At 63.7% G+C, this 13,541-nt stretch carries 12 protein-coding genes; 5 read left to right on the forward strand and 7 right to left on the reverse strand.

Annotation, left to right across the window (positions count from 1 at the left end):
• Positions 1-39: 39 nt before the first annotated feature.
• Positions 40-1,017, forward strand: coding sequence for a peptidyl-alpha-hydroxyglycine alpha-amidating lyase family protein (locus AC0L30_RS09895; protein WP_473404208.1), 978 nt, complete (start codon positions 40-42; stop codon positions 1,015-1,017).
• A 214-nt stretch (positions 1,018-1,231) separates the two neighbouring features.
• Entirely contained in the window at positions 1,232-1,789 is a 558-nt protein-coding gene (locus AC0L30_RS09900) for an HNH endonuclease (protein ID WP_007597381.1), read from the forward strand.
• A gap of 74 nt (positions 1,790-1,863) precedes the next feature.
• Here the strand turns inward: AC0L30_RS09900 and AC0L30_RS09905 are convergent, their stop codons facing one another.
• Positions 1,864-2,865: a glycoside hydrolase family 16 protein gene (locus AC0L30_RS09905; RefSeq protein WP_219680521.1), complete on the reverse strand. Its 1,002-nt coding sequence runs from the start codon at positions 2,863-2,865 to the stop codon at positions 1,864-1,866.
• 301 nt (positions 2,866-3,166) lie between these two features.
• On the opposite strand from AC0L30_RS09905, the gene AC0L30_RS09910 reads away from it, so the two are divergent.
• From AC0L30_RS09910 to AC0L30_RS09920, 3 genes are all read left to right on the forward strand, one after another.
• Positions 3,167-3,388, forward strand: coding sequence for a dodecin (locus AC0L30_RS09910; RefSeq protein WP_018453224.1), 222 nt, complete (start codon positions 3,167-3,169; stop codon positions 3,386-3,388).
• A gap of 167 nt (positions 3,389-3,555) precedes the next feature.
• A complete protein-coding gene (locus tag AC0L30_RS09915) occupies positions 3,556-5,460 on the forward strand; it encodes a sensor domain-containing diguanylate cyclase (RefSeq protein WP_473404209.1) in 1,905 nt (634 codons plus the stop codon).
• A 66-nt stretch (positions 5,461-5,526) separates the two neighbouring features.
• Positions 5,527-6,174: an HAD family hydrolase gene (locus AC0L30_RS09920; protein WP_007597385.1), complete on the forward strand. Its 648-nt coding sequence runs from the start codon at positions 5,527-5,529 to the stop codon at positions 6,172-6,174.
• Between the two features lie 31 nt (positions 6,175-6,205).
• On the opposite strand, the gene AC0L30_RS09925 is transcribed toward AC0L30_RS09920, so the two are convergent.
• The 6 genes from AC0L30_RS09925 to AC0L30_RS09950 all read right to left on the reverse strand — a co-directional run bounded on the left by AC0L30_RS09925 (position 6,206) and on the right by AC0L30_RS09950 (position 13,507).
• Positions 6,206-7,174 carry an ABC transporter ATP-binding protein gene (locus AC0L30_RS09925; protein WP_007597389.1) on the reverse strand — a complete coding sequence of 323 codons (969 nt, stop codon included), beginning with the start codon at positions 7,172-7,174 and terminating at the stop codon, positions 6,206-6,208.
• Positions 7,171-8,166 (reverse strand): ABC transporter ATP-binding protein, encoded by a 996-nt coding sequence (locus AC0L30_RS09930; RefSeq protein WP_007597391.1) that lies wholly within the window; start codon positions 8,164-8,166, stop codon positions 7,171-7,173. The genes AC0L30_RS09925 and AC0L30_RS09930 overlap by 4 nt, the downstream gene beginning before the upstream one ends.
• The gene (locus AC0L30_RS09935; protein WP_007597392.1) at positions 8,166-9,083 is read right to left on the reverse strand and encodes an ABC transporter permease; all 918 of its coding nucleotides are present in this window, start codon (positions 9,081-9,083) and stop codon (positions 8,166-8,168) included. Before AC0L30_RS09935 ends, AC0L30_RS09930 begins: the two co-directional genes overlap by 1 nt.
• The gene (locus tag AC0L30_RS09940; RefSeq protein WP_007597394.1) at positions 9,049-10,008 is read right to left on the reverse strand and encodes an ABC transporter permease; all 960 of its coding nucleotides are present in this window, start codon (positions 10,006-10,008) and stop codon (positions 9,049-9,051) included. Before AC0L30_RS09940 ends, AC0L30_RS09935 begins: the two co-directional genes overlap by 35 nt.
• Before the next feature lie 28 nt (positions 10,009-10,036).
• Positions 10,037-11,827, reverse strand: coding sequence for a peptide ABC transporter substrate-binding protein (locus tag AC0L30_RS09945; RefSeq protein ID WP_473404210.1), 1,791 nt, complete (start codon positions 11,825-11,827; stop codon positions 10,037-10,039).
• Between the two features lie 261 nt (positions 11,828-12,088).
• Positions 12,089-13,507, reverse strand: coding sequence for a M20 family metallopeptidase (locus tag AC0L30_RS09950; RefSeq protein WP_035993690.1), 1,419 nt, complete (start codon positions 13,505-13,507; stop codon positions 12,089-12,091).
• Between the last annotated feature and the right edge of the window lie 34 nt (positions 13,508-13,541).

Genomic DNA, 13,541 nt, shown 5'->3' on the forward strand with positions numbered 1-13,541 from the left:
CGATCGCGCATCGCCGATACGAATAAGAGGAGAACACCCATGCCAGCCATTCTCGGCACCGGCGAGCACCGCTACCGCGTCGTTGAGAACTTCGCAAAGCTGCCGGACGGCTGGCAGCTCACCGACGTCGCCTCGGTCGGAGTCGACAGCAAGGACCGCGTCTACGTCTTCAACCGCGGGGCCCATCCGATGGTGGTGCTGGACCGCGACGGCAATTTCTTGCGCAGTTGGGGCGAAGGCCTGTTCTCGCGCGCCCATGGCCTGCATATCGATGCCGACGACAATCTCTATTGCACCGATGACGGCGACCACACCGTGCGCAAGTGCACCACCGACGGCAAGGTGTTGCTGACGATCGGCATCCCCGAAAAACCGTCACCGTTCATGAGCGGCGATCCGTTCCACCGCTGCACCCACACCGCGCTGTCGCCGAAGGGCGAAATCTACGTCTCCGACGGCTATGGCAATGCGCGCGTCCACAAATTCACGCCTGGCGGCAAGCTGATGACGAGCTGGGGTGGGCCCGGCACTGATCCCGGCCAGTTCAACATCGTGCACAACATCGCCACCGATGCCGACGGCTTTGTCTATGTCGCCGACCGCGAGAACCACCGCGTGCAGGTGTTCGACGGCAACGGTAAGTACGAGACGCAGTGGAACAATCTGCACCGCCCCTGTGCGCTATGCTGCTGCGGCGGCGGCAAGAGCCCGACCTTCGTCATCGGGGAACTCGGCCCTGGCCTGGCCGTCAACCGCAAGGTGCCCAATCTCGGCCCGCGGTTGTCGATCGTGGACGCCAAAGGCAACCGCATCGCGCGGCTTGGCGGCGAGGCAGGCCCGGGCATTGCGAGCGGAAAATTCCTGGCGCCGCACGGCATTGCGCTGGATTCGAAGGATGACATCTATGTCGGCGAGGTCGGCGTCACCGACTGGAAGACCAGCTTTCCGGACGAGGAGATGCCGGCCGCGGTGCGCGCGACGCGATGTTTGCAGAAGCTGGAGCGGGTGCGGGAGTAGCTGCCTCGGCACATCCACGTCGCGCTGTCAGGATGGCGCGGCCTCCACGGCCTCGGACCTGGAAATCACGGCGTTTTGCGCGGTTTGCCACCCCCCCGGCCGCATTGCTTGTGCCGGAATAAGTCGCTCAACGGGCTTCACAATCCCGTCACGCTGCATGTAGTATGTCAGTACGTGCTGCTTCGCAGCGTACATTGGAGGCCAGGAGCGTTACTTGAACGCACATGTCTCGCAAGGCCATTGGCCGGTGTTGGTGCTGAATGCGGACTTCCGGCCGCTGAGTTACTACCCACTGTCTTTGTGGTCGTGGCAGGACGCGATCAAGGCGGTATTCCTCGACCGCGTCAACATCGTCGCGCATTACGATCAGGCGGTCCATAGTCCCACGCTGCAAATGCAGCTGCCGAGCGTCGTCTCGCTCAAATCGTTCGTCAAGCCGACCACGCACCCTGCCTTCACCCGATTTAACGTCTTCCTGCGCGATCGTTTCGCCTGCCAATATTGCGGCTCGCCCGAAGACCTCACCTTCGACCACATCATCCCGCGCAGCAAAGGCGGCCAGACCACCTGGGAGAACGTGGTCGCGGCGTGCTCGCCCTGCAATCTGCGCAAAGGTAATCTGACGCCGGTGCAGGCCAAGATGTTTCCACGCCAGCACGCGTTCGCGCCGACGGTGCACCAGCTCCACCGCAACGGCCGGCTGTTCCCACCGAACTATCTGCACGACAGCTGGCTGGACTATCTCTACTGGGATACGGAGCTGGATCCGTAGCGTCGGCGTGCAGGCCCGCGGCAGTCCATCGTTGACTCGCGCCGCTCAACGCCGGGACAGATCAGCGAGCTTCGCTATCTGCGCGCCTGCTCCAAATCGATCTGGTAGACGGAAATCCGGTCGATCTCGAATGCGACGGTAGGCGGCGACTCCGCGTCGACAGGTCCGACCCCGAGAAAGAATTTCGATCCGATCGCGAGATTGACGATCATGTACATGGGATCGTCGAATCCGATCGGCACCTTGATGTCGGACACCGGCCTGCGGTCGATGAAATAGACCAGGCGATCCTCCTCCCACAGCACACCGTAAGTGTGGAATGCGCTCGAAGCGTCGCCGACCGCAAAGTCGAAGCCGCAGGACTGGATCTTCTGGGTCGAGGGAATCCGCCAATGCGTCGTCATCACGAGATCACCCGGCTTTTCGCCGCGGCCTTCCAGCACGTCGACCTCCGGCGGCCAGCCGCCGTCATCCGCCAGCATCCAGAACGCCGGCCACACCGCGTGTCCGACCGGCACCTTGGCGCGGATCTCGAAATAGCCGTGCTTCTGCGCGAACGTGCCCTGGGTCGTGAGGATCCCGGAGATGTACTCGTTGTTGAACAGCACCGGCTTTAACCCCGGCGGCGTACGGCTGGCGACGATCGACAGCACGCCGTCCTTGACCTTGAACGGATCGAGCCCGAGCGGCGCCAAGGCGCGCCCGGCGTAGCGCGGATCGACATAGATCTGTTGCTCGCCATTGGCGCTGGTCTTGCGCTTGAAGTCGGAGCCGTCGCCGCCCCAGTAGCGCGCCTCCGGCCAGGCCGCACCACCGGCGTAGTGCGACACCCAGCGTCCGTTCGCCAGCGGATGCTCGTCAAAATCCTCGTTGAAGGTCCGGCGCAGCGGCAAGAAGACCAGCGAGGCCGGATTGACCGTCTCCAGCCGGCGGCACTCGATGGTGGAGGGATCAGTCGTGACCTGCAGCGACATGCTCACCGGGGCAGCATCGAGATCGTCCTGCGCGATGCCCGGCGCAGGCACAATGCAGAGACCGATCGCAGCCAGAGCGCCCCTCGTCAAACGCTCCATCATCACCGCACTTCGAAGATGCCAGAGGAAAGGCTGAGGTTAGCTCGCTCATGTCGGGATGGGCAAGAGCAGGCCCGCGACCGCGCGCCAATTCGGGAGCGCCGCTTGCACACGCGATCCAGATTTTCGTGCACTTAAAAAATGGGACGCCTAGGCAGCGCGCGGAAGGCGAGCGGCAGGCTCCTGCCGGGGACGGAACTCGGAGCGCCGGCATCCGTTCAGAGTTGAGGCCGGATGTCGCGCGGGCGCCAGTTGTCCGCGACAGACATATCCGGTCCCGCCACAGCACGAGGGGAGAATAGTCATGGCCACAAGCGAGACGGATCACGTCTACAAGATCCTGGAACTGGTCGGATCGTCCGAGACCTCGATCGAGGATGCGATCAAGAACGCGGTCAGCCGTGCCGCCAAGACCGTTCGCGAGATGAAATGGTTCGAGGTGGTGCAAACGCGCGGCCATATCGAGAACGGTGCCGTGCGCCACTACCAGGTGACACTGCGCGTCGGCTTCACGCTGGATGAGTGAGGCAGAAAGCCCGGGCGAAGCCGACACCTGAGGCCAGCCTGGTTAGCTCGACAATAGCCCGTCAGTTGTCGAGAACTGTTCCGACCGGAAGCGCACAATCCGCGCGGATGTTGCAACAGCCCGTTAAGGCCAAAGTGAGAGGTTTGCGCCGAAATGGAGCAAGCCTGATGACCACGGGCCGAGAACTCGGAAAGACGCGCCTTCCGCTCTGGGCGGCGGGTTTCGTCATCCTGACCTGCTTCGCCATCCTCGGCTTGAGCGGCTGGCGCGAATGGGAAACCCGCAACGCCGAACTCAGGAACGCCGAGATCGATGTCGCCAATCTGGCGCATTCGCTGATCCAGCATGCGGACGACACGTTCGAACTCGTTGATACGATCCTCGTAGGCCTGGTCCATCGGCTCGAAATCGACGGGACGGGTCCGGACACGATTGCCAAGCTTCAGGCCTATCTGCCGACACGGAAATCATCGGACCGCATCCGCGGTATCTTCGTTTATGACGCGACCGGGCAGTGGCTGGCTACGACCGAGCACCTCGATTTCTCCAAGCTCAACAACAGCGACCGCGAATATTTCCAGCGTCATCGTGACTCGCCCGAGATGGGCACGTTGATCGGATCGCCCGTGAAGAGTCGAGCCGGGGGCCAATGGGTCGTCACCGCGTCCCGCCGGATCAACGATGCGGACGGCGGCTTCGCCGGCGTTGCCCTGCTCACGATCGATGTCAGCTATTTCGTTACGTTCTACGAGCGGTTTGACATCGGTACGAACGGCTCGGCATCGCTGCTCAACGATAGCGGCATCATGCTGGCGCGCAGCCGCGACGAGAGCGGCGCCTTTGTCGGACGCGACCTGTCCAATGCGCCCTTATTCAAGGGATGGGAAAGCCGTCCCGCCGCAGCAGTCTACTACTTCAAGTCGCCGCTCGATGGCGTCCAGCGGCTGAGCTATTACCAACGCAGCAGCCGCTATCCCCTGATGGTGTTGGCGAGCAAGTCGCGGGACGACGTGCTGGCGCCCTGGCGGCAAGCCGCGGCTGCGCGCGGCACCTTCGTCCTAGGCCTCGTGCTGCTGATCGCGGTGATTGGCTTCTACCTGGTCCGTCAACTCGTGCAGCGGCAGCGCATGGCCCAGGCCCTCGTCGTCAACGAAGCAAACTTCCGCCTGTTGGCCGAGCAATCCAGCGACATGGTGACCCGGATCGGGCTCGACAACCGGCTGCTCTACGTTTCCCCCTCCTGCGTACGCATCACGGGCTGGTCCTCTGACGAACTGCTGGCCACCTCGGCCCTGGCCGGCATTCACGCCGACGACATCGAGCGGGTTGAGCAGGCCATCGCCGCGCTTAAGAATGGCGAGGCCGAGGAGGCGCGGTTCGTCTATCGCCAGCGTCATCGCGACAAGGGCGAGATCTGGGCGGAGGCGGCGTTGCACGTGACCCTGGCATCGGACAGCGGCGAGATCGACGGCGTCGTCGCGGTGGTGCGCGACATGACCGAGCAGAAGGACCTTCAGGACAAGCTCGCCTCGCTTGCGACGACCGACGGCCTCACCGGGCTCGCCAATCGACGCGCATTCGACGAGCGCCTCGCTGATGAATGGGCGCGGGCCCGGCGCGACGGCTCGCAGCTCTCGCTCCTGTTGATCGATGTCGATCATTTCAAGAAATTCAACGACCAATATGGCCATCTGGCGGGTGACGGATGCCTGCGCGCGCTGGCCCGGATCCTATCAGCGCACACCAAGCGCCCGGCCGATCTCGCGGCGCGCTATGGTGGCGAAGAATTCGCCGTGCTGTTGCCGAACACCGGTCCCGAGGGCTGCGCCGAGGTCGGCGATGGGATTCGCAAGGCCCTGCAAGATCTCGCCATGCTGCATGCGCAAAGTCCCCCCTCCCGCCTGGTGACTGCAAGCATTGGCGGCGCGACGAGCCTTCCATCCCAAACCACGACGGACTGCAGCACGCTGGTCGCCGCCGCCGACCGCGCGCTGTACGCCGCCAAGGACAACGGCCGTGACCGGCTGGTGATGTCGGGACAGGTCGTTCCCTGGCCCGCCAGGAGCGCGTGACGGATCGACCGTTGCCCCGGATTTGTCGCCCGCGCTCCAGCGCGGTATGGCTTGGATCACGGCCGGATGGTCGGCCAATCCGAGAGTGCTGCTGTGACTGGTAAAATCAAACTCGTCCTCTTCGACATGGACAATGTCCTCTGCGACTACGACAGGGCAAAGCGTGTCGCATGGCTGGCGAAGCTTGCGGGGACCACGAGCGAATCCGTCCACAAGGCGATCTGGGACAGCGGCTTCGAGCTGCTCGGCGATTCCGGCACTCTCGACGCCGCGGACTATTTGCGGGGCTTCGGCGACCGCATCGGCTATCCGCTGTCACTGGACGAGTGGATCGAGGCGCGACGCCGTTCGATGCAGGCCGATCGTGCGATGCTGGAGATTGCCGGCAGCTTGCGGCAAACCATCGACATTGCCGTCTTGACCAACAACACCACGCTGGTCGCCGACCATATCGCTGCGCTGCTGCCGGAATTGCCGCCGCTGTTCGGCTCCCGAATCTATGCCTCGGCCCGGTTCAAGACGGCGAAGCCGGACCCGCGCTGCTTCCGCCTTTGTCTGTCGGAGCTCGACGTCAAACCGGAGAGCGTCCTGTTCGTCGACGATCTCATGCCCAATGTCGCCGGCGCGCGAGAGGCGGGTCTGTTCGCGCATCACCACACCTCGGTTGAGGCTTTCAGGCAGGCCCTTTCGGAGCACGGCCTGCTTCAAGCATGAATGCGTGCTCCGCATTTCTCGGCGTCAGGCGTCAGGCGAGATGGCACGCCACGAAGTGCCCGCCCGCTCCTTCCTTCAGCTCCGGTGCGCTTTCTGCGCAACGCGGCTGGGCGATGGGACAGCGGGTGTGAAAGTGGCAGCCCGACGGCGGCTTCATCGGGCTCGGAACGTCGCCCTTGAGGCGGATGCGCTCGCGCTTGAGCTTGGGATCGGGCACCGGCACCGCTGATAACAGCGCCCTCGTGTAGGGATGCTGCGGATTGCGGTAGAGGTCGCTGGCCTTGGCGAGCTCGACGATACGGCCAAGATACATCACCGCGACGCGGTCGGAGATGTGCTCGACCACCGACAAATCGTGCGCGACGAAGAGATAGGTGAGGTTCAGCTCGGCCTGGAGATCTTCCAGCAAGTTGATGACCTGCGCCTGGATCGAGACGTCGAGCGCAGACACCGGTTCGTCGCAGACGATCAGTTTCGGCTCGACTGCGAGCGCACGCGCGATCACGATGCGTTGGCGCTGACCGCCGGAGAATTCATGCGGATAGCGGCGCATGTGCTCGGCCTTGAGCCCGACCTTCACCAGCAGGCTCGCGACGCGATCCTCACGCTCCTTGGCCGATGAGCCGAGCTTATGGATGACGAGGGCTTCGCCGAGGATGGCGCCGACCGTCATGCGCGGATTGAGAGAGGCGAACGGATCCTGGAACACAAGCTGCATGTTCCGCCGCATCGCGCGCAAATCGTTGCCGCCGAGCTGGCGGACATCCTGACCGTCGAAAACGACCTCGCCGTCGGTCGGCTCGATCAGGCGCAGCACGCAGCGTCCGGTCGTCGACTTGCCGCAGCCGGATTCGCCGACGAGGCCGAGCGTCTCGCCGCGGTTGACCGAGAACGAGACCCCATCGACGGCATAAACGCTGCCGACCTGACGCGACAGCAGGCCGCCGTGCACGGGGAAATATTTCTTCAGGCCGCTGACGCGGAGCAAGGGCTCGGTCATGCTGTGCCTCCCAACTGCGTATCTCCCAAATGGCAGGCCATGCGGTGGCCTGGCGCGATCTCGCGCAGCAGCGGCTCCCTCTCGGTGCAGACGCTCATGGCGTGGCGGCAGCGTGGAGCGAAGCGGCAGCCGACCGGCGGATTGATCAGGATCGGCACCGAGCCGCCGATCGCCTCCAGCCGCACCTTGTGCTCGCTGTCCAGATCGATGCGCGGGATCGAGCGGATCAGTCCCTGGGTATAGGGATGGCCGGGATTACCGAAGAGCTCGTCGACAGACGCCTCCTCCACGACCTTGCCGGCATACATCACGACGACGCGTTGCGCGGTCTCGGCGACGACGCCCATGGCATGGGTGATCAGCATCACCGCCATGCCGAAACGTTCCTTCATGTCCTGGAGCAGATCGAGGATCTGCGCCTGAATGGTGACGTCGAGGGCCGTGGTGGGCTCGTCGGCGATGATCAGCTTCGGCTTGCAGGCAAGCGCCATCGCGATCATCACGCGCTGGCGCATGCCGCCGGAGAACTGATGGGGATAGTTGTGCACGCGGCCTTCGGCATTGGGTATCTGCACCAGCTTGAGCATCTCGATGGTGCGCTCGAGCGCCTGTTTCCTGGTGACGTTCTCATGGCGGCGCAGGCTTTCGGCGATCTGCTCGCCGATGGTGAGCACCGGATTGAGCGAGGTCATCGGCTCCTGGAAGATGAAGCCGATCTCCTTGGCGCGGATCTCGTCGAGCTGACTGCTCGTCAGCGGCACGAGATCGCGGCCTTCGAAAATGATCTCGCCTGCCGCGATGCGACCCGGCGGCATCGCGATCAGCTTCAGGATCGACATCGCGGTGACGGTCTTGCCGCAGCCGGATTCGCCGACGACGCAGAGCGTCTCGCCGCGGTTAATGGAGATATCGACACCGTCGACGGCCTGGAGGATGCCGTCGTCGGTGGAGAAGTGGGTTTTCAGTCCCTTGATCTCGAGCAACGGCGCCATCAGATCACCCGCCGCGCATCGAGCGCGTCACGCAGGCCGTCGCCGATGAAGTTGATGGCGACCACCGCGATGAAGATCGCGCCGCCCGGAAACAGCGCCCAGTGCGGGCCGATGTCGAGAAAGTCTTTCGCGTCATAAAGCAGCCGGCCCCAGGTCGGCGTATCCGGAGGGAAGCCGAGGCCGAGGAAGGACAGTGTCGATTCCGCGATGATGGCTGCGGCCACGTCGATGGTTCCGGCGATGATCACCGGACCCAGCGCATTGGGCAGGATATGGCGCACCACCTGCCGCACCGGGCTTGCCCCGAGCGCGCGCGCGGCTTCGACGAATTCCTTCTCCCGGATCGACAGGAACTGGGCGCGGACGAGGCGCGCGACCGGCATCCAGCGCAAGCCACCGATCACGAGCACGATCAGGATGAAAATGCCGCCCTCGGGGCCGAAAGCGGCCTTCAGCCCATCGCGGAAGAGATAGATCAGCAGCAGCAGCAGGGGCAATTGCGGCAGCGACAAAAAGAGATCGGTGAGCCACATCAGCCCATGACCGAGCGCACCGCGCGACATGCCGGCGAGCGCGCCGATCAGCACCCCGACAAATACCGAGACCAGCATCGCCGCGAGGCCGACCGCAAGCGAGATGCGCCCGCCATAGATCATGCGGGCGAGGATGTCCTGCCCGAGATCGTCGGTGCCGAAGGGATGGGCCAGCGACGGCCCCTGCATGCCCGCCACGATGTCGATGTCGTCGATCTTGACCCGCCAGATAAAGGGGCCGACCACCACCGCCAGGATCAGAACGAGGAGCAGGAACGCGCTGACGACGGCAAGCTTGTGGCGGCTATAGCGCCGCCACGTCTCGCGCCAGGGCGAGTAGACGCGCCGCTCAGCGGAGGGAGATGCGAGGGTCAAGCCAGCCATAAAGAACGTCCGCGATGAGGTTGAACAGCACGACCAGGCACGCAAAGACGAAGGTGACGGCCATCACCACCGGCGTGTCGTTGGAAAGGATGGAGGAGATCAGCAGCGAGCCGATGCCGGGAATGCGGAAAATCTGCTCGGTGACGATGGCGCCGCCGAACACCGCCGGGATTTGCAACGCAATCAGCGTGACGACCGGGATCATCGCGTTGCGCATCACGTGCTTGATGATCACCCGCCGCTGGCCGATGCCCTTGGCGCGCGCGGTGGTGACGTAGTCCAGCCGGATCACGTCCAGCATCGCCGAGCGCACGAAACGCGTCATCGAGGCAGCCTGGAACAGGCCGAGCACCGCCACCGGCATGATCGCCTGACGGATCATCTCCAGCACCCAGTGAATACCCGTGCCCTTGATGTCGGTCGTGTAGACGAAAGGCAGCCAGTCCAGCGTGACCGAGAAGATCAGGATGAACAGGATGCCGGTGAAGAAGGTCGGCAGCGAGAAGCCGACAAAGGCGAGCGTGTTGGCGACCTGGTCGAACAGCGAATAAGGTTTCGTTGCGGCATAGACCCCGACCGGGATCGCGATCAGGAGCGCCAGGATCTGCGCCGAGCCGATCACATAGAGCGTCGTTGGCAGTCGCTGGAGAATGAGCGTGTCGACGTTCATCCGGCTGACGAAGGAGAAACCCCAGTCGCCGTGCAGCATGGCGTTGAGCCAGTGCAGGTAACGAAGGTAGATCGGATCGTCGAGGCCGAACTTCGCCCGAAGCGCGAGAGCGACTTCGGGCGGCACGTTCGGATTGGTCGCCAGCTCCGAGAAGGGATCGCCCGGGGCTAGTGCGAGCACGACGAACAGCACGAGCGAAATTCCGAGCAGGCTCGGAATCGCGATCAGGAGGCGACGCAGGACATACTGGCTCATGAAGAAGGACCGCTCTAGGCGTGCGTGATCATTCTTCGCGGTACCAGTCGAACAAATTGTCGGTCTCGTTGGCCCAGCCCGAAACCACCGGGCGCAGATTGTTGGCGGCCGCCTCGACCTTCAGGCGGTGCTGCACCGGGATGAAAACGATGTCCTGGTACATGAGATCATTGGCCTTGATGTAGAGCGCCGCGCGCTTGACCGGATCCATCTCGCCGTCGGCGGCCTGGATGGTCGCGTCGTACTCCTTGTTGACCCAGCGCGGAAAGTTGGTGCCCTGCCACTTGTTCTCCTTGGTGGCAACGAGGTTCGAAAGGTAGCGACGCATGTGCTGCGACGGAACGGGCTGACTCAGCGGGATCTGGAACATCTCCATGTCGGCGTAGAACTTGGAATAGGTATCGGGATTGCCGACGTCGGAGGAGAAGAACACGGAGGCGACGACCGATTTCAGCTCGACGTCGATGCCCGCCTTCTGGCAGGCCTGCTTGACGATCGCCTGCGTCTTCTGGCGCGGCCCGTTGATCGAGGTCTGATAGACGAGCTTGAGCTTCTTGCCGTCCTTTTCGCGGATGCCGTCGGCGCCCGGCTTCCAGCCGGCATCGTCGAGGATCTTCGAGGCCTTCTCGACGCTGAACTCCCACGAGGTGTTCTTGGACACGAATTTTTCGGGCCCATTGAGGAAGTTGGCGGTGGTGCGACCGGCGCGGCCGTAGATCGCCTTCTTGACCGACTCGCGATCGATCAGCAGCGAGAGCGCCTTGCGCACCGCCGGATCGGAAAACAGCGGGTGCTTGGTCTTCATCGAGGAGCGTTCGCCATCGACCTCGGTGTTGGGGTCGGTGAAGTTCAGCGCGATGAATTCGGTGTCGCCGCCGACGGCGTAGACGGTCTTTCCCTTGCCGCCCTTCTCCAGGCGCAGCAGCACGTCGTCCTCAACCTGAATGTTCCAGCCGAAATCATACTCGCCGGTCTGGATCACCGCGCGCGCGGCAGAGACGGCATCGCCGCCGCCCTTCATCTCGATCGAATCGAAATAGGGCCGGTTCGCCATGTGATAATCGGGATTGATCACGCCGCGGACAAGATCGCCCGGCTTGAATTCGACGAACTTGTAGGGGCCGGTGCCGACCGGCGAGAGGTTGGTCGGCGCCTCCCGCGACTTGGACCCCATATAGTCTTTGAACAGATGTTTTGGGATGATGGTATTGGGAGCCCCGACAAAAGCGTCGGCCCAGAACGGCGTCGGCTTGTTGAACAGGATGCGGACCGTGAGGTCGTCCACCTTCTCGACCGTGATGTCGCGGAGCGTCGCGATGGTCAGTGCGGAGGTCGCCGGATCCTTGGCATATTCCCAGTTGAAGACGACGTCGTCGGCTGTGAACGGCGTGCCGTCATGCCATTTGACGCCGGGTTTGAGCTTCCAGGTCACCGACTTGCCGTCAGCGGCGAGGCCGCCGTTCTGGATCGAGGGAATTTCGGCGGCCAGAACCAGCTTCATGTTGCCGTCGGGATCCCAACAGGCGAGCGGCTCGTAGAACAGGCGCGCGCCGTCCTGGTCCTTGGTGCCGGTGGCAAAATGCGGATTGAGCAGGGTGGGCCCCTGCCACCACAGCAGCTTGAGCGCACCACCGCCGCCGCGCTTGGTCGGCTTGTAGGTCGAGGCGCCCTCAGCCATGGCGACGCCACCAAGCGCGAGGATCTGGTTGGCCAAAGGCGCGGTGAGACCCACGGCAGCCAGGCGCTGAATGAAGCCGCGGCGATCCATCCGCCCGTCCTTCACGTCACCGATCATCGAACGCAGTTCTTTATCCAGCATGGTTGTCCCCGTCTGGTTCCCGTATGGATGCAGGCGGTCGCGCGAGGCGACCACCGGGATTGGCTGGCGGTAGATGGCACACCGAATGGGGTGCGCGTCAACTGCGACCGTGTGTATGCAAACGGTCTTCTGACTGTCTGTTGGGCAAAACCATATTCCGCAGCCCATCCGTTCGGCAATCCAGCATCAAAACACGCTGAATTCCGCGCTGCACTGCAGAAAATTTGGTCGCCGCATCAGACGAAGTATCGAGGCGAAATTCTACGCCACGGACATGTCGAGCGGCGGCGCGACGTGGTCTGGCAGCGGACAGACGTAAGGCGTCTTGGCCGTCCGCTTCTCGAGGTCAGCCTTGGCAGCCTTGATCAGCTCCGGGTCCGTCAGCGCCTTGATGCCGATGCCGGCCATCGCCTTAGCGGCCTGCACCATGGCCTTGTGAGCATGCGCGCTCTTGCCCTGCGCGACCACCTGCCAGGTGTGGAAGGGCGTGCCGATTGCAACCGTGGGTGCGTGGACCTGCACGGTCGGCACGACCCAGCTCACGTCGCCGACGTCGGTCGAGCCGACCAGCGGATTGCGCTTGGCATCGAGTGGCACCAGGAAGTCAGCCAGCGGCCGGTCGGTCGGCTCCATGCCGATCGCGTAATAGACCGACTCGATGTCCTTGTCGCTCAGCGTCGCGCGGATCTCCGTGGCAAAGCCCTTGTCCGCGTCGTCGAAATGCGGCGGTCCGAGTTCTTCCATGACCCGGTGCAGCGCCTGCTCCAGCGGCGTGTTCGGCAGGATGTTGGAGACCGCGGAGATGATCTTCATCTCGACCTTGGTCTCGGTCATCAGCGCCGCGCCCTCCGCGATCTTGCTCACGCGTCCAACCAGCTCGTTCATGCCGGGCAGATCACGGGCACGGATCGAATAGCGCACGCGTGCATGCGCCTGCACCACGTTCGGGGCGATGCCGCCGGTGTCGAGCAGCGCGTAGTGCACGCGCGCGTCGCTCGGCATGTGCTCGCGCATATAGTTCACGCCGACATTCATCAGCTCCACAGCGTCGAGCGCGGAGCGGCCGAGATGCGGCGAGGCTGCCGCATGCGAGGTGCGGCCGGTGAAGATGAAATCGGCGCGGGTGTTGGCGAGTGACGGCGTCACCGCGACTTCCCAGAAGCTGTGCGGATGCCAGGTGATGGCGATGTCGGCGTCTTCAAATGCACCGGAGCGTACCATGAACGCTTTTGCCGCGCCGCCTTCCTCGGCGGGGCAGCCGTAATAGCGCACGCGGCCCGGCACCTTGTTCTCGGCGAGCCAGTCCTTCACCGCGGTCGCGGCGAGGAGAGCTGCGGAACCGAGCAGATTGTGGCCGCAGCCATGACCGTGGCCGCCGGTCTCGACCGGACGATGCTCCGCGACGCCCGCCTCCTGGCTCAGGCCCGGCAGCGCGTCATATTCCCCCATGAAGGCAATGACCGGTCCGCCCTCGCCCCATTCGCCCATCACCGCGGTCGGAATGCCCGCGAGCTGCTCGGTGATGCGAAAACCCTGATGACGCAACTCGGCGAGATGTTCTGCGGCGGACCGCGCCTCGGTGTAGCAGACCTCGGGCATGCCCCAGACCTTGTCGCTGAGGTCGATGAAACGTGCCTTGATCGTGTCGATGCCACGCCAGATGTCGCTGCGGTTGTCCATGCTTCGGTCCGTGATCCCTGGGTCAAACGAAGCG

The sequence above is a fragment of the Bradyrhizobium sp. MI1.11 genome, from assembly GCF_055811255.1.

What these genes read in the sequence shown, in the direction of transcription:
- AC0L30_RS09950 (WP_035993690.1), bottom strand. Translation starts at nt 13,507, where the DNA reads ATGGACAACCGCAGCGACATCTGGCGTGGCATCGACACGATCAAGGCA.
- AC0L30_RS09895 (WP_473404208.1), top strand. Translation starts at nt 40, where the DNA reads ATGCCAGCCATTCTCGGCACCGGCGAGCACCGCTACCGCGTCGTTGAG.
- AC0L30_RS09925 (WP_007597389.1), bottom strand. Translation starts at nt 7,174, where the DNA reads ATGACCGAGCCCTTGCTCCGCGTCAGCGGCCTGAAGAAATATTTCCCC.
- AC0L30_RS09945 (WP_473404210.1), bottom strand. Translation starts at nt 11,827, where the DNA reads ATGCTGGATAAAGAACTGCGTTCGATGATCGGTGACGTGAAGGACGGG.
- AC0L30_RS09910 (WP_018453224.1), top strand. Translation starts at nt 3,167, where the DNA reads ATGGCCACAAGCGAGACGGATCACGTCTACAAGATCCTGGAACTGGTC.
- AC0L30_RS09930 (WP_007597391.1), bottom strand. Translation starts at nt 8,166, where the DNA reads ATGGCGCCGTTGCTCGAGATCAAGGGACTGAAAACCCACTTCTCCACC.
- AC0L30_RS09935 (WP_007597392.1), bottom strand. Translation starts at nt 9,083, where the DNA reads ATGGCTGGCTTGACCCTCGCATCTCCCTCCGCTGAGCGGCGCGTCTAC.
- AC0L30_RS09915 (WP_473404209.1), top strand. Translation starts at nt 3,556, where the DNA reads ATGACCACGGGCCGAGAACTCGGAAAGACGCGCCTTCCGCTCTGGGCG.
- AC0L30_RS09905 (WP_219680521.1), bottom strand. Translation starts at nt 2,865, where the DNA reads ATGATGGAGCGTTTGACGAGGGGCGCTCTGGCTGCGATCGGTCTCTGC.
- AC0L30_RS09940 (WP_007597394.1), bottom strand. Translation starts at nt 10,008, where the DNA reads ATGAGCCAGTATGTCCTGCGTCGCCTCCTGATCGCGATTCCGAGCCTG.
- AC0L30_RS09920 (WP_007597385.1), top strand. Translation starts at nt 5,527, where the DNA reads ATGGTCGGCCAATCCGAGAGTGCTGCTGTGACTGGTAAAATCAAACTC.